20 protein-coding genes are annotated in these 18,105 nt (G+C 62.3%); 11 read left to right on the forward strand and 9 right to left on the reverse strand.

Annotation, left to right across the window (positions count from 1 at the left end; genetic code table 11):
* Window positions 1-40 precede the first annotated feature (40 nt).
* Window positions 41-661, forward strand: coding sequence for a sugar O-acetyltransferase (locus H7E91_RS00170; protein ID WP_182353052.1), 621 nt, complete (start codon window positions 41-43; stop codon window positions 659-661).
* Here the strand turns inward: H7E91_RS00170 and H7E91_RS00175 are convergent.
* Complete coding sequence (locus H7E91_RS00175) at window positions 588-1,802, reverse strand: heparan-alpha-glucosaminide N-acetyltransferase domain-containing protein (protein WP_182353053.1); 1,215 nt, start codon at window positions 1,800-1,802, stop codon at window positions 588-590. The genes H7E91_RS00170 and H7E91_RS00175 overlap by 74 nt on opposite strands.
* A gap of 154 nt (window positions 1,803-1,956) precedes the next feature.
* On the opposite strand from H7E91_RS00175, the gene H7E91_RS00180 reads away from it, so the two are divergent.
* The gene (locus H7E91_RS00180) at window positions 1,957-2,871 is read left to right on the forward strand and encodes an ABC transporter ATP-binding protein (RefSeq protein WP_182353054.1); all 915 of its coding nucleotides are present in this window, start codon (window positions 1,957-1,959) and stop codon (window positions 2,869-2,871) included.
* Complete coding sequence (locus H7E91_RS00185) at window positions 2,868-3,686, forward strand: ABC transporter permease (RefSeq protein ID WP_182353055.1); 819 nt, start codon at window positions 2,868-2,870, stop codon at window positions 3,684-3,686. Before H7E91_RS00180 ends, H7E91_RS00185 begins: the two co-directional genes overlap by 4 nt.
* Window positions 3,687-3,772: 86 nt before the next feature.
* Here the strand turns inward: H7E91_RS00185 and H7E91_RS00190 are convergent, their stop codons facing one another.
* A complete protein-coding gene (locus H7E91_RS00190) occupies window positions 3,773-4,231 on the reverse strand; it encodes an SRPBCC family protein (RefSeq protein WP_182353056.1) in 459 nt (152 codons plus the stop codon).
* 265 nt (window positions 4,232-4,496) lie between these two features.
* Between H7E91_RS00190 and nrdF the strand changes: the two genes are divergently transcribed.
* Window positions 4,497-5,471, forward strand: coding sequence for a class 1b ribonucleoside-diphosphate reductase subunit beta (gene nrdF, locus H7E91_RS00195; RefSeq protein WP_182353057.1), 975 nt, complete (start codon window positions 4,497-4,499; stop codon window positions 5,469-5,471).
* A 147-nt stretch (window positions 5,472-5,618) separates the two neighbouring features.
* Here nrdF and H7E91_RS00200 read toward each other — a convergent pair whose 3' ends face one another.
* The 3 genes from H7E91_RS00200 to H7E91_RS00210 all read right to left on the reverse strand — a co-directional run bounded on the left by H7E91_RS00200 (window position 5,619) and on the right by H7E91_RS00210 (window position 8,764).
* Complete coding sequence (locus H7E91_RS00200) at window positions 5,619-7,241, reverse strand: MFS transporter (protein WP_182353058.1); 1,623 nt, start codon at window positions 7,239-7,241, stop codon at window positions 5,619-5,621.
* 455 nt (window positions 7,242-7,696) lie between these two features.
* Complete coding sequence (locus H7E91_RS00205) at window positions 7,697-8,326, reverse strand: class I SAM-dependent methyltransferase (protein ID WP_182353059.1); 630 nt, start codon at window positions 8,324-8,326, stop codon at window positions 7,697-7,699.
* A gap of 12 nt (window positions 8,327-8,338) precedes the next feature.
* Window positions 8,339-8,764, reverse strand: a complete 426-nt coding sequence (locus H7E91_RS00210; RefSeq protein ID WP_182353060.1) for a hypothetical protein — start codon at window positions 8,762-8,764, stop codon at window positions 8,339-8,341.
* Window positions 8,765-9,468: 704 nt separating this feature from the next.
* Here H7E91_RS00210 and H7E91_RS00215 point away from each other — a divergent pair.
* Entirely contained in the window at window positions 9,469-10,035 is a 567-nt protein-coding gene (locus H7E91_RS00215) for an HdeD family acid-resistance protein (RefSeq protein WP_182353061.1), read from the forward strand.
* 111 nt (window positions 10,036-10,146) lie between these two features.
* Here the strand turns inward: H7E91_RS00215 and H7E91_RS00220 are convergent, their stop codons facing one another.
* Window positions 10,147-11,583, reverse strand: a complete 1,437-nt coding sequence (locus H7E91_RS00220) for a multicopper oxidase family protein (protein WP_182353062.1) — start codon at window positions 11,581-11,583, stop codon at window positions 10,147-10,149.
* On the reverse strand, window positions 11,580-11,828 hold the full coding sequence (locus tag H7E91_RS00225) for an SHOCT domain-containing protein (protein WP_206680299.1): 249 nt from the start codon (window positions 11,826-11,828) through the stop codon (window positions 11,580-11,582). The genes H7E91_RS00220 and H7E91_RS00225 overlap by 4 nt, the downstream gene beginning before the upstream one ends.
* Window positions 11,829-12,037: 209 nt before the next feature.
* On the opposite strand from H7E91_RS00225, the gene H7E91_RS00230 reads away from it, so the two are divergent.
* Window positions 12,038-13,024 (forward strand): winged helix DNA-binding domain-containing protein, encoded by a 987-nt coding sequence (locus H7E91_RS00230; protein ID WP_182353063.1) that lies wholly within the window; start codon window positions 12,038-12,040, stop codon window positions 13,022-13,024.
* Window positions 13,025-13,064: 40 nt separating this feature from the next.
* Here the strand turns inward: H7E91_RS00230 and H7E91_RS00235 are convergent, their stop codons facing one another.
* Entirely contained in the window at window positions 13,065-13,793 is a 729-nt protein-coding gene (locus tag H7E91_RS00235) for a hypothetical protein (protein WP_182353064.1), read from the reverse strand.
* A 94-nt stretch (window positions 13,794-13,887) separates the two neighbouring features.
* On the opposite strand from H7E91_RS00235, the gene H7E91_RS00240 reads away from it, so the two are divergent.
* Window positions 13,888-14,454 (forward strand): low molecular weight protein-tyrosine-phosphatase, encoded by a 567-nt coding sequence (locus tag H7E91_RS00240; RefSeq protein WP_182353065.1) that lies wholly within the window; start codon window positions 13,888-13,890, stop codon window positions 14,452-14,454.
* A 138-nt stretch (window positions 14,455-14,592) separates the two neighbouring features.
* On the opposite strand, the gene H7E91_RS00245 is transcribed toward H7E91_RS00240, so the two are convergent.
* The gene (locus tag H7E91_RS00245) at window positions 14,593-15,042 is read right to left on the reverse strand and encodes a SprT-like domain-containing protein (RefSeq protein ID WP_182353066.1); all 450 of its coding nucleotides are present in this window, start codon (window positions 15,040-15,042) and stop codon (window positions 14,593-14,595) included.
* An 88-nt stretch (window positions 15,043-15,130) separates the two neighbouring features.
* Here H7E91_RS00245 and H7E91_RS00250 point away from each other — a divergent pair, with 88 nt between their 5' ends.
* The 4 genes from H7E91_RS00250 (at window position 15,131) to H7E91_RS00265 (ending at window position 18,104) form a co-directional block, all read left to right on the forward strand.
* Entirely contained in the window at window positions 15,131-16,333 is a 1,203-nt protein-coding gene (locus tag H7E91_RS00250) for an NAD(P)-binding domain-containing protein (protein ID WP_206680300.1), read from the forward strand.
* Between the two features lie 7 nt (window positions 16,334-16,340).
* On the forward strand, window positions 16,341-17,015 hold the full coding sequence (locus H7E91_RS00255; protein WP_182353067.1) for a hypothetical protein: 675 nt from the start codon (window positions 16,341-16,343) through the stop codon (window positions 17,013-17,015).
* A 97-nt stretch (window positions 17,016-17,112) separates the two neighbouring features.
* Window positions 17,113-17,856: a hypothetical protein gene (locus H7E91_RS00260; RefSeq protein WP_182353068.1), complete on the forward strand. Its 744-nt coding sequence runs from the start codon at window positions 17,113-17,115 to the stop codon at window positions 17,854-17,856.
* Window positions 17,853-18,104: a hypothetical protein gene (locus H7E91_RS00265; protein ID WP_182353069.1), complete on the forward strand. Its 252-nt coding sequence runs from the start codon at window positions 17,853-17,855 to the stop codon at window positions 18,102-18,104. The genes H7E91_RS00260 and H7E91_RS00265 overlap by 4 nt, the downstream gene beginning before the upstream one ends.
* Window position 18,105: the final 1 nt, after the last annotated feature.

Below are 18,105 nucleotides of genomic sequence, written 5' to 3' on the forward strand. Positions count from 1 at the left end.
GGTCGCCACAACTGGACCTGATGTCGAGTGCAGGAGAGGGATGACGGAATCATTTGATGTGCAGCGGATGCTGAACGGTGAGCTCTACCGTGTAGGCGAAGCACACCAGCCTTTGAACGACAGGGGCCAGGCCCTCATTCGGGAATTCAACGGCTCAACCGATGAGAGACGGAAGGACGACATCCTGTGGGAGTTGCTCGGTTCCCGCGGGGACGCGTGCACGATGACGGCGCCGATCGGCTTTGACTATGGCTGGAACACCTTCATCGGCGAGAACTTCTATGCAAACCTCGATCTCATTGTTCTCGACGTGTGCGAGGTTCGGATCGGCGACAACTGCTTCTTCGGTCCGAGAGTATCCCTGCTGACGGCGACTCATCCCACCGCGCCGGGCCCGAGGGCCGCGGAGCTTGAATATGGCATCCCGATCACGATCGGCGACAACGTGTGGCTGGGTGGGGGCGTCATCGTCAATCCCGGCGTCACAATCGGCGACAACACGGTCATCGGATCCGGTTCAGTCGTGACGAAGGATATCCCCTCGGGAGTCATCGCTGCAGGTAACCCGTGCCGCATTATCCGAGTGATCACACAGGAGGAGATCCAAATGTGGGAGGACCGGGCTGCGGAGTACTATGCTGCGGCTGCTCGTCAGGAATGAGGCGTGCGGCCTTCGTCGACGCCCAGTGAAGGAGGCGCTCGAGCGGCCCTCGCCCAAGGAAATGCAGCCACAGTGAGCATGCCGCCAGGGTGATGAGCACGAGCCACATGAGCGGCGCGTAAGAGTCCGGGAACACCATGGCGGGAATGAGCCAAATGGCGATGATGTGAAACGAGTAGGCCGATAGCGGCATCGAACCGACAGCGACGATCGGGTAGAGGATCTTGCCGAGGACTGGACCGGCGAGCAGAAGGACACCGATGATGGCGATCGCGAGACCACCCGAACCTACGGCTTCGAACACGGTGCCGCTATGGGGCTCCGCACCGAGAAGGACGTGCGGGTCCGGCGGCGTGACGTACGGATCCCAGTCGGGACCCATGCCGTCGTTCCGCCAGCCCAGGTCACTATAGCCCCTGTCGTCATACGTGTACTCGTCGTTATCAGTAATTGGGCCTGCTCCGAGCTGTGTGAGGACGAAGGCAGAACCATATCCGACGAGCGCGAGAGAAGCACCGACTGGCGCGAGCGTGGCGGCCACGGCTCTGCTCGATAGGTCAAGGCGGCCAATCCCAAGCCCCGCGAAGACGAAGCCCATGTAGATAAGGCCCGGGTAGATGCCCGTCAGAAGCGCATCGACAACGAGACCGGATGCGTCGGTTGTTGCCGTCATATCGAGCTTGTCGAGGAGGAACACAAGGTAGGTCGTGAGGATGGGGCCGATGAGCCATGCCGCGGCAGCCATGATGAAGAGCCGTTTGGCGCTCCATCTGAGGAACGGGATGGCGAGGACAAACCAGACCGCGTAGGCCCCGAGGATGAGGGCGACGAAGTCATTCATCATGACGAGAAAACCCGAGATGACGAGAAGGAGCGCGGCGCGGGTGAAAATTCGGACCTTGGCCTGGAGGAACTCGACCCCGGTGTAGGGGACGTTCCTGCCGCTAAGGATCGCCAACGACACCCCGGCAAGCGTTGCGAACAAGATCGATGATCGACCGTCCGCGATTGCCATGAGCCAACCGGCAAGTCCGTCCCGATCAGGTTTGACGTGGGCGACAAACATGCCGAGAATCGCGAGACCCCTCGCGATGTCGAGGGCGACGATGCGGCCGCCGTAGCGCGCCATGGACTTCAACATTGCACCAGAGTAACCCGCAGCGGTGGAATGGACGGATTCGCGTCCAAAGGGCCGGCTCAGGGTCGACCCTGATCTTTCCCCAGCAACCGCTCCGTGCCGTTGGAGCGCGTGCCCGCCCCGACTTAGAGTTAGCCCGTACCGAGAAAGGCCACTTATGATTACGATCGAAAACCTCACGAAGAGGTACGGGAAGACGGCGGCGACCGACGACCTGTCGTTCACCGTTCCGCCCGGGGAGGTCACCGGATTCCTCGGCCCCAACGGCTCGGGCAAATCGACGACAATGCGCTGCATCGTTGGCCTCGACCGGCCGACGGAGGGTCGGGCCCTCATCAAAGGCAAGCACTACAGTGAGCTCACCAGCCCACTTGAGACTGTCGGCGCGCTTCTCGACGCCAAAGCCTTCCATCCGGCACGCACGGCCCGCCAGCACCTGTCGGTTGTCGCCGACACGCACGGTTTCCCCACGTCGCGGATTGACGAGATCCTTGACCTCACGGGCCTTACTCACGTAGCCAATAAAAGAGTGAAGGGCTTTTCTCTTGGCATGGGGCAGCGGCTCGGCATCGCAACCGCCATGCTCGGAAATCCCGAATACCTCCTGCTGGACGAACCGGTCAACGGACTTGACCCGGATGGTGTGCGCTGGATTCGTGACCTCGTGAAGACACATGCGAAGAAGGGTGGGACCGTCCTCATCTCCTCCCACCTCATGTCAGAGATGGCGATGACAGCGACGAATCTTGTCGTGATCGGCAACGGTAAACTCATCGCCTCCGGGCCGATCAAGCAGTTCACTGAGACAGCGGGTCATACGACCGTGCGGGTCGCAGGCCCAGACATGACCGGGATCGCCGAAACTCTCGCTCAGCTTGACCCTCGGCACGAGCTAGTTGACGGCAGGGAAACCCTTATCGTCATCGGGGCGACCGCTGCCGACGTTGGGCGTGCCCTTCACGTGGCCGGTCTAGAAATCCACGAACTGTCGACAACACATTCGTCCCTCGAGGACGTCTTCATGGAGCTCACCGGCAACGCGGTCGAGTTCAAAGCAGGAGGCGAACGATGAGCACTGCAGTTCACCAGCCAACCTTCGCCCGACTTATCAGGTCTGAGCTCCGCAAGCTGACGAGCCTGCGTTCCACGTGGGTTATCGCGGCGCTGACGATCGCCTTCTACCTCCTCATCTCCTTCTTTGTCGCCCAGGCGGTCGACACGATGATCGAATACATGTCGAGCACGGAGCTCGCGGTCTTCACCGGCTCCTACATGGTGACGAGCATCTTCCAGATCGCCCTGCTCTTCGGAATCGCCTTCGGGACGGTGACGATGACAGCCGAGTACTCTCACAACACGATCCAGATCTCGCTCCTGTCCTCGCGCTCCCGAATGACGTTCTATGCGGCAAAGATCATCGTTCTCGCGGGATTCTGGGCAGCTGTGAGCGCGCTCGCCCTTCTCCTGTCGACGATCCTCATCAATCTCATGATCGGCCGCTATGATCTGTCGTTGCCGATGGATGACGTGGGCTTCTGGCTGTCTCTTCTCAGCACCGTCGCCGTCCTCGTCGCTAGTGCCGTCATGGCAGCCGGGCTTGGCGCGGTCCTGAGGTCGACAGTAGGAGCGACGACCACGATGTTCGGCATTGTCCTTATCCTGCCGATCCTGCAAATCATCCCGCTCGACTTCATCGAAAACCTCACGCCGTACTTCCCCATCAACGTCATGATGTCGGCCGTCGCGCCGCGAGAGAACGGCATCTTGGCAGGCATCGTGTCATCTGGAGACTCCCTCAGCCCCGACACCGCCCTCATCGTCCTCCTCATCTACGCGACGATCTTCGTCGGGCTCGGCGCATTCTCTCTGCGTAAGAGGGACGCGTAGCCGCACGGTGGGTTAGGCAGACGTGAGCGCCTCGGAAGACCGAGGCGCTCACGCGTGTCAGCGGGATGAAGAGCGTCCCGCCTGAGTCAGTTGATGGTGGAGGCAATAAGGTTGAGCGATTGCGCGAGCTCGTCCTCGGAAACCGCGGGAAGCTGGCTCGCCAACTGCTTGTCGGTCACACTCTCCCACGAATAGGAGAGCGTGACCTCTGTCGAACCGGCGTCGAGCGGCTTGAGGGTGTAGAGCCACTCCCAGCCACCCACCCTATCGGGATCCTCGGCGAGCGCGGGCTGCCAGCCAATCATCTTCCCCTCATCGAACGCCGTCACGTGGTTGTGTGTCTGGTACTCGTCGCCGCTGCGGCCGACCATATTCATGACGAACACGTCGCCGACCTGCTGGATGCGCTCGGTGTTGTCGGAGGAGCGGACCATGCCCGACCCATCGAAACGGGGGTGCCGAGCGGGGAGGGACAGACTGTTGAAGATCTCCTTGGCTGAATGGTCGATGATCCGGGATACGGTGATCTGCTTCTCATTGCTCATGGCACCCACCCTGCAGGGACGCGCCGAGGCAGGTGAAGTCTTTCAGCTTAAAGAGAGAGCCGGGCAACGGTTTCCGCCGCGACCGGCCCGGGCCCAATCAGGCATTCGGCAGATCCTCGCCGATTCCAAAGGTCCGATGTGTGAGGCGAAGTTCGGCGCCCAATTACCCCGATCCTGTTCGAGATGAGGGTGCCCTAACCCTCTCCACGTGGCGCGTAGAAAGTGGCAGGATGAGGGGTAGAAATCTGTGAGCAAAGGAGTTTCTGTGGCCGAAAAGCTACCCCTTATCTCGAGTGTCCAGGCTATTAACTGGAACAAAATCGAGGATGAGAAAGACGAAGAAGTATGGGATCGCCTGACCGCGAACTTCTGGCTACCCGAGAAGATTCCGCTGTCGAATGACATTCAGTCGTGGAACACGCTGACGCCCCAGGAGCAGCTGATGACGACTCGTGTTTTCACGGGTCTCACCCTGCTCGACACCGTCCAGGGAACTGTCGGCGCAGTCTCCCTCATCCCTGATGCAGTCACGCCTCACGAGGAGGCCGTCTACACGAACATCGCCTTCATGGAGTCCGTCCATGCGAAGTCCTATTCTTCGATCTTCTCGACCCTCAACACGTCCGAGGAGATTGAGGAGACCTTCCGCTGGTCGGAGGAGAACGAGCACCTTCAGAAGAAGGCCCGCATCATCCTCGACTACTATCGCGGGGATGATCCGGAGAAGCGCAAGATCGCGTCCGTCATGCTCGAGTCCTTCCTCTTTTACTCGGGCTTCTACGCGCCTATGTACTGGTCCGCGCACGGCAAGCTGACGAACACAGCGGACCTTATCCGCCTCATCATTCGCGACGAAGCCGTCCACGGTTACTACATCGGATACAAGTACCAGCGGGCCGTGAGCAAGATGGACCAGGCCCGCCAGGATGAACTGAAGGACTACACCTACGAGCTCCTCCAGGACCTCTACGACAACGAAGAGGACTACACCGAGTCCCTCTACGACGATCTCGGGCTGACGGAGGACGTCAAGATGTTCCTCCGGTACAACGCGAACAAGGCGCTCATGAACCTCGGGTATGAGTCCCTGTTCCCGTCCGACCAGACCGCGGTCAACCCCGCCATCCTCGCCGCCCTCTCCCCGGGCGCCGATGAGAACCACGACTTCTTCTCCGGCTCCGGATCCTCCTACGTCATCGGCACTGCCGAGGCGACTGAAGATGAGGACTGGGACTTCTAGAAGTTCTTCTCTGAGCCGTCCCTCAATTCTCTGATCATGCCCCGGGCCCGCAGGATTCCTGTGGGCCCGGGGCATGTCAGGCGGCTGGTCTAAGAGCCGCCGCGCTTCCGCTACGTGCTGTCATCCGCCGCGTCGCCCGGTGATTCCTCAGGTTTTCTCGCTTCCTCCGCGACGTGCGGAGGCTACTGTCTCCTCTGGTGAGCGCTGGGGGCGAAGATTAAATGTCGCCGCGAAGCCGATCGCGAGAAACCCTGCACCAATGTAGGCAGACCACTTCGTTCCCGAACTGAACGCCTCTGCGGCAGCGGCTCCCACCGCCGGGTCCTGCCCGGTTATCCCAGGGATCGCGGCACCAGCTGACCGATCGAGTGTCGTGACGAGCTGCGAGCGAGTGTCTGCGGGTATGTTGCTGAAGTCGCGATCGAGGGAGGCGGCGAAGGCTGCACTGCTCGCGGTGAAGAGGACCGTCCCAAGAATTGCGATCCCGAGTGCCGATCCGATCTGTCGAGCTGTGCTCTGGGTGCCGGAGCCTTGGCCGGAGAGCTCCTTCGGGACGTCGTGGAGAATCACGCCGGTGAGCTGGGCAGTGGCGAGACCGACTCCGAGGCCGTAGACGAAGAGGCACGGCACGAGAAACGCCCAGGTTGATTCCGCAGTGAGGCCCACCGCCAGAGCCAGAATGCCTCCGACCTCGAGGAGCAGTCCGACGCGAACAATCGCAAGCGGTGACATCGTCTTGAGCAGTCCGCTCGAGATGCCGCTGGCTGCGAAGGATCCACCAGCCAGCGCGAGAAGAACGAAGCCGGTTTCCAGAGCCCCATATCCCGCCACGTTCTGTAGCCAGAGCGGTATCGCGAGCAGAATGCCGAATTCGCCGAGTGAGACGATGAGGGCTGCAACATTGCCATTTCGGAAAGACGGAATGCGGAAAAGCGAGAGGGAGAGCAGGGATGGTTTGCCGAGTCGTCCTCTCCGCCGAGCTCGCACGACGAAGAGTGTGACGGCGAGCGCTGAGATCAAGAAGGCGATGGGGACGAGCGAAATTCCGAGGGGCCATTCCCAGCCCCCGACAGAGAACGGATTGTCGGGCTTCGTCTGCCACCAGCCGTAAGTTCGCCCCTCGATAAGTCCGAACACCAGCGAGCCGCTGGCGATCACTGAGATCAGCGCACCACCGATGTCCACGCGATTCGGTGAGCGTTGGTCAGCGCTGTCTGAAATGGTCATCATCAGTCCAACCATGATGATAAGACCAAGAGGGATGTTGATCCCGAATGCCCACCGCCACGAGTAGAACTCCGTGAGCCATCCGCCGAGCAGGGGGCCGAGAGCGACCGTGCCGCCGATCGTCGCACCCCAGATGGCGAACGCTATTCCCCGTTCACGGCCGACGAAACCTGTGTTGATGATGGAGAGCGTCGTTGGCAGCACCATGGCGCCACCGACGCCCTGGATCACGCGAGCAAGAATGAGGAGCTCGCCGTTGGGCGCGAGGGCCGCGAAGACTGACGCCGCGCCGAACACGACGATACCGAGTATGAGGAGCCTCTTGCGACCATGACGGTCGGCGAGCGAACCGAACACGAGGAGGAGCGCGGCGAAGACGAGCGTGTAGCTCTCCTGCACCCACTGCACCTGTGTCGAGGTGATACCGAGATCGTCCACAATGGTCGGAATGGCGACGTTGACGATGGTGGCATCGACGATGATCATCGCGACGGAGAGGCTGATGAAGAAGAGCCCAAACCATCGTGTGCGTGGTGACTTCATGGGGTCCCTAGTGGTGAAAGGGTGGCACTGGGCCGCCGAATGTCTATGGTTGCCACGCGAGACGAGTCTAGATGGAGTACGCGGGGGTGAGATGAGTCTATTTTGTCGACACTGCGTCGACAAGACGATATGTGGCCGACCGAGCGGCGTCCGTGGTCGATCTTCGTCTGCGGTCCGCGCTCAGCCGACATCAGGTTAGACGACCGTGGCGCGCGGGTGGCACCGCTACCGCCCACGCCTCGACGAACCTCAAACGCCGGTGCGTGAATTCTCAGGCGCCCCGCCAGGCGTGCGTGGTCTGCATTGGTGAGGGCGGGTGTGGGGTCGATGATCTAGCCGAATACGTGGGGCGCAGTTTCGGTCTCGTTAGGTGCCTCGGTCCCGCCGGGCGTCACGGTCGACGACAGCACCTGCGTCTCCCGTAAAGGTAGGGTTCCGGTTTCTGGTCGGGGTGGTCAGCGATGTCTGCGACGGGCATAGAAAAGGCTGTCATGAACCGTTGTCTCTCGCCCGTCCGATGACTTCGGGGTCCGTGGACGCGCCTCACAGGCGAGTGTTTCCCAATCGGATGAGTCGAACAGCTCGGCGACGCTCTCGGGAGTGAACAGCAGACCCTCACCGGAGGGTCGCTTGACCCCGGCGTTCAGATCCGAGGGGTGATGGCCGACAATGAGTAGCGTGCCGCCCGGCGCGACTGCTTCGCCGAGTCCGCGAAAGACCTTCTCCCGTCGTTCGCTGGGCAGATGGAGGAAGTGGACGGAGACAAGGTCATAGGCACCAGACTGTGGTGACCACGCTTCGACATCCCTGTGCATCCACTTGATCCGTTCCTCGACACCCGCAGCCTCCGCATGAGAGGCCGCGCTCGCGAGTGCCACCGACGAGAGGTCAACGGCGTGGACGGTCCACCCTCGTTCGGCTAGCCAGATCGCGTCAGCACCCTCGCCAGCGCCGATGTCAAGGGCGACGCCGGGGATGCGCTCCTGTGCGGTCTCCATAAGGAGGGGGTTGGGGCTCCCGCTCCACACCGGTCTGCTTGAGCCGTAGCGAGCGTCCCATTGTTCTTCATCGGGCGTTCGATTCATGACGCCATACTCTCAGACGACGATCGCATTCGGGAGAGGATCTCGCCCGGCGCACTGCGCCACGAGAGGCGCGGAGGGCCGTTCCACGTTGAGGCACCCGCTCCGTGAACTTCGCCGTGCGCGTGCCCACCCGATTGTGCCTGCCGCGTGCGCGGCAGCTGCGTTCCTCTCGGGATCGGTTCGGCTACGGAAGAACCAGTGCTTGACCGGCTCGACGCACGCCAGGTAGGTGACGACCATGAGGGCGAGGACGATGAAGAATGGGTCCGGCAACGGCAGGAAGCCCAGCAGTCCCGACACTGGAGAGTAGGGGCGCCACGCGCCGAAGGCGACGACTGATATCGTCGCCCAATCGACGGCCGGCTGTGGAAGAAGGGGATGCGTCGGCGCACGGTGGCCGTTGAGAATGTTGGGACCGGTGGTCGTCGCGCTCCTCATGCCGCGGCTCCTCCGGCGCCTGTCCGACCGGCCGGTGATGCTGACGGGAGGCGGCGCACTGCCTATTCTTCTTCTCGCTGGTACGGGAGTGTTCGCTTGAATGGAGGGCGGCGCTCAGTGGATCGCGCTACTTGCTGTCTGGCTACTGCTTGGAGCCGCAACGTCGATGATCCTCACTCCGTCGGCCCGGCTCCTTCGCCGCAACAGCACTGAGAAGACCCGGGCCGCGGTCTTCGCTGCGCAGTTCTCTCTCGCACGCGTGCTTCCTCATCACGTACCCTCTCGCGGGCATCCTCGGTGCGGCAATCGGCCTGTCCGCCGTTGCGCTTGTCCTTGTCGGGATAGGTTTGGTCGGCACAGTAGCCGCGCTTGAGGCTTGGAAAAGCACATCTGCGAGACCGTTCGCAGAACATGGGCAGCGAGTGTAGACACCCGCGGTGCGAAAAGCGTCGGAGCAGAGTCGCGTGTTTCTTAGCCTCGGTATAGGTCGAGTGAAGCTCTGGCAAGATCACCTCGCTACGGTTCTCGCCGCACATCGGAGTGAGTTCGCGCCGAGCCTCGACGTACGAAGCAAGTTCGTTTGAGCCGCCTAACTCCCTGGTCAGGACATTGGGCAATTGTCAGGCTTGTTCGATGACCTTTGTGAGTACTATGCTTCGCTCTGAGGAAAACCGTCCAGGATTTCCAGAGAGCCGAGCACGTCGATGACCGCACAATCTGCTACCGAGTCCACTTCCAACAGGCCCGCCGCCGTTAAAGGCGCGAGACGCGCCCTCCTCCTTGCCGGCCTGGCCGGTATCGGCTTCGGCGCTGCTATTCTTCTTTGGCCCACGAAAACGGCTGTTGCCTTGACTGGCGTGATCGCTCTCTATGCGGTCCTAGCCGGCATCGTTTATGTCGGTATCGGCGTTATCGGCAAGGAGCTCGGCACGGGCGGCCGGATCGCCCACATCCTTCTTGGCGCGCTCTACGTTGTGGCTGGCGCTTACGCGTTCTCATCCCTCAAGGAATCCGCCGCCTTCCTCGCCCTGTTCCTCACGATCATGGTCGGCTTCATGTGGATTATCGAGGGTTTCGCGGCCCTGTTCACGCTTGGCCAGTCCGGCTCTAAAGCGGTAGGCGCCATTTTCGCCATCATCTCGGTTGTCGCCGGTCTCACGCTGTTGAGCAACGCTATCTGGGGTGCTGTGTTCCTTTGGTGGTTTGTCGCGATCTCGCTCATTGTCCTCGGCATCCTTAACGTGGTCCGAGGGCTTACCAAGCAAGCCTGAGCGCACCGAGTTCTTAAGACTGAGCCGAGGGGCCGTAGCACTGCTACGGCCCCTCGGCTTACCGCTGGCAGACGAGCCCGCCAGCGCGGGTACACCGTATGAGCAGCCTTCTCACTGAACCTCGACGATCGCCATCATCCCCGCATCCTCGTGGTCGAGGATGTGGCAGTGGTAGACGCTGCGACCGGGATTTCGCGAGAAGTCGACGAGGACACGTACGCGACCCTGTGCCGGCACATTGACGACGTCTCGCCAGTCAGGCTCACCAACTGGCTGTCCATTCGCCTCAATGACCTGCATTGGCCACACGTGCAGGTGGAAGGGATGGTCCATCGGTGTCGGATTGCTGATGGTCCAGTCCTCGACGATCCCAGCGTCGACTCCTTGGTCGATACGGTCGATGTCGAACGCCCGACCATCGAAGCCCATGTCCATCATCCGCCCTCCTCGCATTCCCATAGTCATGGTGAACGAGATGTCCCGGGCCCTTGCGATTGGCCTTCCGCGCAGGTCATGAGTGTCCTGCGCGCCGGCAAGCCGAATCGACTCGGCGGCACCGTCTCCGGTGACGCGGAGCGTCGCGAGCGTGGCGGGCCCCGACAGGCCTCCGCCCATCATTCCCATGCCTCCGCGGCTGTAACCGAGCGTCTGGACGTCCGACGTGCCGGAACTTAGCGCCACGAGCAGGTCAGCACGGCCCCCCGGAGGCAGGAGGACGTCAGAGATGCCTCGAGGAGTAGATTCCCCGCCCATATCTCTGCCGAGTAGCTGAACGTCCTGGCCAGGCACGGCGAACCTTATATAGCGGGAGGTGCAGGCATTGATCACCCGCCAGCGTTCGCTGTCCCCGGCACGTGCCGAGATCTCAGGTTGATGCTGTCCGTTGACGAGCAGGAGCTCGCCTTCCCTCCCCATCATGACGTCGCGCTGCGAGGCAGGGGCGACATCACCGGACGCGGTCAGCGAGATATCGGAGATGATGAGCACGCGCTCGCGTGAGGCGGGCACATCGTCGCCTTCGACAATAAGAGCGCCATAGAGTCCGCCGAAGAGCTGATCGGCGACGGTGCCGTGCCTGTGGGGGTGGTACCACGCCACGCCTGTCGGATGATCGTCGGGGAGCTGGAACGTGTAGTCAAAGCTCTCCCCCGGCTCGATCGAGAGGAATGGGTTATCCCCGTTGCCGCGCGGGGACACCGCGAGTCCGTGAGTGTGAAGGTTGGTGGGCGCGTCAAGTTCGTTGCGCAACCGGACGTCGATGCGGTCGCCCGGTTTGACCCGCCAGGTGCGTCCCGGAAGGGTACCTCCGTAACCCAGCACGCGTGCGTCACGGCCGGCGATGGTTGTGCGGTGGCGGCCGGCGACTAAGTCAACCTCGAGCCTGCCGCCGCTGCTGCGGAGAACCGCAGGATGAGCAAGTTCGTCTCCTGCGGTTGTCGTCTCGCGCCACGGCAACCCGGTCTGGGACAGTCCGACACCGCCGATCGCCACGCCGAGGGTCCCCCATGCGCCGAGCCGGATCGCCTGGCGCCGACTCAGGTCCTTCATGTGCCGGACATTCCGTCCAGCCTGCGCCGCCGTTCGTCATACTCGCTGGAGTCGATCTCACCCCTCGCATATCGCTCATCGAGCAGCTCCCGCGCTCGGATCGCCGACCCTTGCTCCGGTCGACTATCGCGTGTCGTGAGCTGGCGGATGAGGATGGTCGCGAGCACGACGATGCCGATGATGAGGATAACGAGGAATACCCATCCCCACGCAGTGCCTCCACCCATATGCCAGTTCGGTCCCATGTCACACCTCCGATGCGAAGTTCGACAAGACGGCAACGGACACGTGCCGCCGTATCGAGTGGTGGAGACAACCCTACTCCAGAATGACGAGCCAACCGAGGGCGGATGTGAGCAAAGACCCAGGTCGGGGCGGGTATTGTCTGGCGGTATCATCTGTACATCCGCCACCTCTGTCCGGCAGATGCAGACAGCTCACCGAGGGAGTCCCTATGTCTGTCGCGCTCGCCCGCCTCTCCTCCCAGCTCCTCGTTGAGGGGCGTGAGCCCAACGGGGTCGTTTCCCACTTTGGGGCCCTGCAGGGGCAGGACCTGCCCGGAGTCATCGCATCCATGGCACTCCGCGCGACGGGTGACAGGCAGGACGTTATTGAGGCTTTCAATGCAGGAGAGATCGTTCGGACCTGGCCGCAGCGAGGCACTCTCCACGTCGTCGGAGCAGACCGAGTGCGGGACGTGCTCGTCGTCGCAAGAGAGCGAACCTGGCCGCAGACCGTGCGCCGCCGCCAGCAGCTGGGTATCGATGACGACGTGCTCGACAGGGCACGTGAGACTGCGCGTGCGGCTGTCGGGTCTGGCATCACCCGGGCTGAGCTCGTCAAGGCCTGGAAGCGGGCCGGCATTGCGACGGAGCAGGGCCGGGCCTACCACCTCATCTTCCATCTGAGCCTAGAGGGACTGCTGGTGTGGGGGCCGATCAAGGGTAGCGAGCAGTTGCTCGTCGCGCTTGACGATTGGGTGCCACAGGCGCAGACGGCGAGATACGAAGACATTGTCGCGGACATCGTCACCCGCTATGTCACGTCTCATGCTCCAACAACGAGAAAGGACGTCGGCTGGTGGGCGAACCTACCGTTGAGGGACGTCGACCGAGCATTCGCGGCCTCCACTCTCATTGAACGTGACGGCTACTGGTGGGGACCAGAGAACTCGGTACCAGCGAGCCCTCGCAGTCTCCACCTGTTGCCCGGCTTCGATGAGATGCTTCTCGGCTACTCCGATCGCATGGCCAGTTTGCAGGCTGACCACGTGTTTGACGTCTGCCCCGGGAACAATGGCGTCTTCACGCCAACGATCATGCTCGGCGGAAGGGTCATTGGAACCTGGAAGAGGGCAACGAGAGAGGTAGCGTTTTTCGAGCAACCGTCGCGGGCACTGAGGAAGCGGGTGGCGAAGAAGTTGGCAGAGGTACCGCTCTGATCGTCACAGTGCGCCTCGGAGGTCTGGCTACTGCGTCTCCCTATTCGGGGATCTCGATGTCCTGCGGTACGTCCCATTCGACGTATTCGGTAATGACAGTGAGCGGCTCCGAGTCCGGAGCCTCCATCGTAAGCGTCATCTTCTGCTGACGGTAGTCATCGCTCACCCAGACCCGGAGCGTGCTGGTCGAGGTCTCGTCCGCGAACTGCGCTCCGAGGATTGTATAGTCGACGCCGTCGATCTCTTCGCTGCCCTCAACGCTGTAGACGGTTCCGTCAGGGATGTCGGCCGCCGTGTAGGCAGGGTCATGGCTCAGCAGATACGTGTCATAGATCTGGGTGGCCTGGGCAGTCAGGTAGTCGTCTGAAGAGATGTCGGCCTCCACCCATTCCCCGTCACCAGCGTCCACCCAAGCATCAGCCGCATTCGCAACGATCGCGGTGCCATCAGCGTAATTTACTTTGACCGTGAAGGGCTCAGTGTTGACCCGCAGCATCGTCTCTCCCGCACCGTCGACAACGGATGTCGTTGCGTAGCCCTCCGTGTCGGCGAGGGCGAGCGTCGTGCAAACGATGAGGTCGTAGGCATCGACTTCACTTGACACATCGGCGAGTGGATCCGTGCACTCATAATCCACAGGTTCCGTCGTTTCGGCGGATCCCGCGGTGTCCGGGGATGCGCCGGTGGTCTCCGGCGGTTCCTCATCGCTCGAGCAGGCTCCGAGGGCGAAGAGGGCGGTGACAACAAGGGCAGCGGTGCGTCGCAACATGCGTTAAGCCTACGCGAGCACCGCTCGGACTCGGGTCGTCAACGGCGCTGGGATGGCAACCGAAGCAAAAATACCGGTGCGATAGGATTGTGGCATGCGCATTCTTGTTGTCTGCACAGGTAATATTTGCCGATCTCCGATGGGCGAGATCGTGCTCCGTGAGCGGCTGGCCGAGGCTGGCCTCAACGCCGACGTTGATTCTGTCGGTGTCTCCGCTGAAGAGAGCGGCAACCCCATTGATTCACGGGCCGGCAACGTTCTGCGAGAAGCCGGCTACGAAGTCCCCTCTCACTCCGCACGCAGAGTCACCGCGCGCGATCTCGAAGAATCAGATCTCGTGCTGGCGATGACGGTGGGGCATGCGAGGCAGCTGAAGAAGCTCGCCGACAGCCACGGCATCGACCATTCAAAGATTCACCTGTGGCGGGAGTATGACGAGACGAGCGGCCTGGAGTTAGCTCCCGAGGGAGCGTTCGGCGAAGGCGGTGCACTCCACGGTCACCGCAAGGCGGGCCGCGGCTATTCGGACTTCTATTCCTCCGATGGTGACTGGGATGTACCCGACCCCTGGTACGGCGGTCAGGACGGCTTCTATGACACGCTCGCCGCTGTCGAGAGCGGTGCAGAGGGCATCATTCGGACATTCGGTCCCCGGAACTGACAGCGGAACCGCGGGCACAACGCGCCGCGGAGTCCTGCTCTCGAGTTGGCGACGAGCGAGAGTTCTGTGCCTGGCTACCCGCAATGTCGTGGCCCAGAACGTGGCGCGCGTCGATTAGGTAACCGGCCGGGAGAAGCCTCAGCCTCCAGGTTCGCGCACCCACGACAGGGCATGTCTCGGTGAATAGCTGGAGGAACAGTACCCACAGCTGACATCCCTCGTCGGGAGCCGGAAGCGCTGGTGCGTGTGGCCAGCCGAGCAGGTCGCCCGCCACGGCGCGGGCACCGTGGGAAAGTCGGGGCCGGTGACCCTTCTCGGATCGGCTCCAATGTGCCTCGCCATCCGTTTCCACTGGGCGTCGTGGCCGTGGCCTGGACCAACAAGCGCGTGGGCGATCTCGTGCAACACGGTCTGACGCACCTGTTCTTCGGTACAGAGCTCAGTGAGATGCTTCGACAGCGTGATCCGGCGAGCAGTGAAGTTGGCCTGCCCAGCCCGTCTGCGGGCATGATCCCACCGAAACTCCCAGTCCAATCCGTGGCTGGCGATGAGGGTCGTCGCAAGGTGGGAGGCTGCCGCAAGTTCCATAACCCCATTTCACCACAGCACCGAGACGGCGGCCGCGCGCCCCTCGTGAGAAGTCTCGCCCATCCGGTGCATGACGTACCTTTGAAAGATGACATGGATAAGCGAATTGGCGCGGCAAACTCCAACTCTGGCGCCCGGGGCGTGGATCCCGACCGGCTCCGACTGGGGCACGCATCCGGCATGGCTCGACACGTCATCAGGTGCCATGCGGTCTGAAACCCGCTTCGTTGATGTCCTTGTCATCGGAGCTGGCCAAGCGGGCCTGGCGGCTGCCCACGAGCTCAACCGCAGAGGCATGAGAGGCTTCGCTGACGGCACCTCCCTCGCGGGCACGTACCAGGTACTCGATGCTGAGGTGCGGCCGGGCGGCGCGTGGCAGCACAGGTGGTCGACGCTGACGATGGCGACCGTCAACGACATAGCCGATCTTCCTGGTCTGTCAGTAGGCCCCCACGAACCCGATGACCAAGCCTCCCATGTCATCCCCGAGTACTTCACACGCTATGAGGAGGCGTTCGACCTGCCGATCATGCGGCCCGTCTTCGTCCACTCCGTACACCGGGACGCGGGCGGCTATCTCGTGACGACGACGGCCGGCACCTGGCAGGCGCGGGCGATCATCAACTGCACGGGGACATGGAGCCGCCCGTTTATCCCGCACTATCCGGGTATCCACAGTTTTGCGGGTCTGCAGATGCACACGCAGGATTACAGGGGACCGAACCAGTTCACACGCAAGCGGGTCGCGGTTGTCGGCGGCGGCATTTCCGCCACCCAGCACCTTGCGGAGATCGCTCCGGTTGCGAAGTCGACAGCATGGTTCACCCGTCGCGAGCCTCAATGGATCGAGTCCGGTGGCAAGCTCACGTCGGGCCTCGACGTCGAAAGGTCCGTCAGAGAGCGGGTCGAGAAAGGGCTCCGTCCGCTCTCAGTCGTGGCGGCGACCGGACTTCTTGTTACAGCCTCCGTGCGGGAGGCGCTCGCTGCAGGAGTATTTAAGCGGCGGCCCATGTTCACTCGGATCGAGCCCGATGGTCTTGTGCAGGAGAACGGGAAGCTGTGGCGGGCTGACAGCATTTTATGGGCCACGGGATTCCGGTCGGAGCTCCGCCATCTCGCACCGCTCAAGCTCAGAACAAAGTACGGCGGAGTCATGATGAGCGGAACTGCTGTCGCAGGTGAACCGACGCTTCACCTCCTCGGATATGGTCCGACTGCGTCGACGGTCGGCGCCCGCTGGGGCGCGCGAAAGGCCGTGCGGGAGCTGATCAAGGTGCTCGGGATAGACTAGTGCCACTATGTCCTCCACTGAGCTTGTCACCACCATCATGAAGGGCGGGCTCGTGCCCGCGGATCGCCCGCAGGACCGAGTCCAGCGCATTTTCACGGGGCTCTTTTTCGGCACACTCGTCGGGTCTCTCATCACAATCCTGTTTTTCTCCGACCGAGTGTCGCTCGTCGGCTACGCGGTTCCCTTCATCGTCCTTTTCGTCATCGGTGCGATCGGCTACGCGGTGTGGGCGGCCGTTCGCGGCAAGAACTCGGACCAGTCGATTCCCGTCGTAGCGAAGGTCCTTGGCACGTCCGAAGCAGAGTCGGAGCGGCGCACCCGCACGGGCGACATCATCTGTCCGGTTGTCGTTCGCCCGCTCGAGGGCGCAGACTTCCGCTCAATCATTGTCTCAAGCTCCGGTTCGAAGCAGCCTGCGAAAGACCTTGCTCCCGGCACGATCATGGCGCTACGCCAGGTTGAGCCCGGTATCGGTGACCTTGTCGTCGCCCCCGCCACCGATGAACAACGGGACCTCATGGAGCGGTGGGCGAAGAATCCGAAACTTGTGTCGAACCGGCCGCCGATTCTCGCTGGACGGCGCGGCCCACTCGAACGTCAGCCGCTTTCCGCCGCGATCGAGTTTTACCTGTCACTGAGCATCGGAGCAGGGGTTATGTTCGGCGTACTCCAGTTCGTCTAATACCCGGAGCGCGTACCCTGAACAATGAGGGGGTGGGCCGGTGAGTGATGAGGAGACGTGGGATCCGGAAATTCACGATCCTGCGTATAGCGGTGACGTGAGAACCCCCGTCCCGTACCGACGTCCGCTAACCAGCCCTGCCGGGGTGGTCGCCCCCGGTGGAGCGGCAGGGCGAACCAGTGACTTCCTCGGTCAGCCACGGCCCGACATGGTCCGACCCCGAAAGGTGGAACTGCCCGCGACGACCGAGCCGAAAGCAGACAGCGAATACGAACACTATCGCGACGGCGGCACGCTTCCCTGGTGGGCATGGGCCGGGATCGGCGCGGTCGTCACCGGTTGCGGGCTTCTTGCGTTCGCTGCTGTCGCGCCACCAAACATCGTGACAGCAGAGTTTGACCCGCGACTCAGCACCGACTATTCGACATTGGACGTGCTCCCGGTGGATGGCGTCTTCGAAAGCACGGTGGGCCAGGTGTCGTGGGCTGTCGACATTGAGTCCGTCAGCTGGTTCGCGGACCTTCAGGCCCGAATCGACACGAGCATGCCCGAGCCGGCCAACGGGATGAAGTACGTCGCCGTCGAGGTCGACATCGTGACCGAATTTCCTAACATGACGCCGATGGACGAAGCGCTGTTCCTCACGTATCTCGCGCCGAGTGGGCAGGAGTATACGGTGCACTACTGCAGTAGCGGTTGCCTCGCCGACCCGGGCCCCGCCACCTACGAGACGGCCGGTTGGGTGTATTTTGAAGTGCCGCGATCCGAACCGGCGGGCGGGCACCTGCGGATCAAGCTTCTCTATTCCGGTACTGCCGACATCCTTATGGAACTCCGATGACCGATTATCAGCCACCCGAAGCTGACCCGTTCGACCTCGGCCCGGTTGAACCACCTCGCGACGCAACCCAACCGGCGCCCATGGACACGTTTCTCGACAGACTCTACGGCCCGACCGACGAGCCCATGCCTCTCATCCGGACAGAGCCCCGGGAGCAGGGTTCGCGACCGTTTCCCCCGGCGATGTGGCTGTGGGTAACCGGAACCCTCACTCTCGCCATCATCACCATCCTCCTGCTGCTCAGCTGAC

The organism is Flaviflexus huanghaiensis, from assembly GCF_014118685.1.
GTDB classification, from domain to species: domain Bacteria; phylum Actinomycetota; class Actinomycetes; order Actinomycetales; family Actinomycetaceae; genus Flaviflexus; species Flaviflexus huanghaiensis.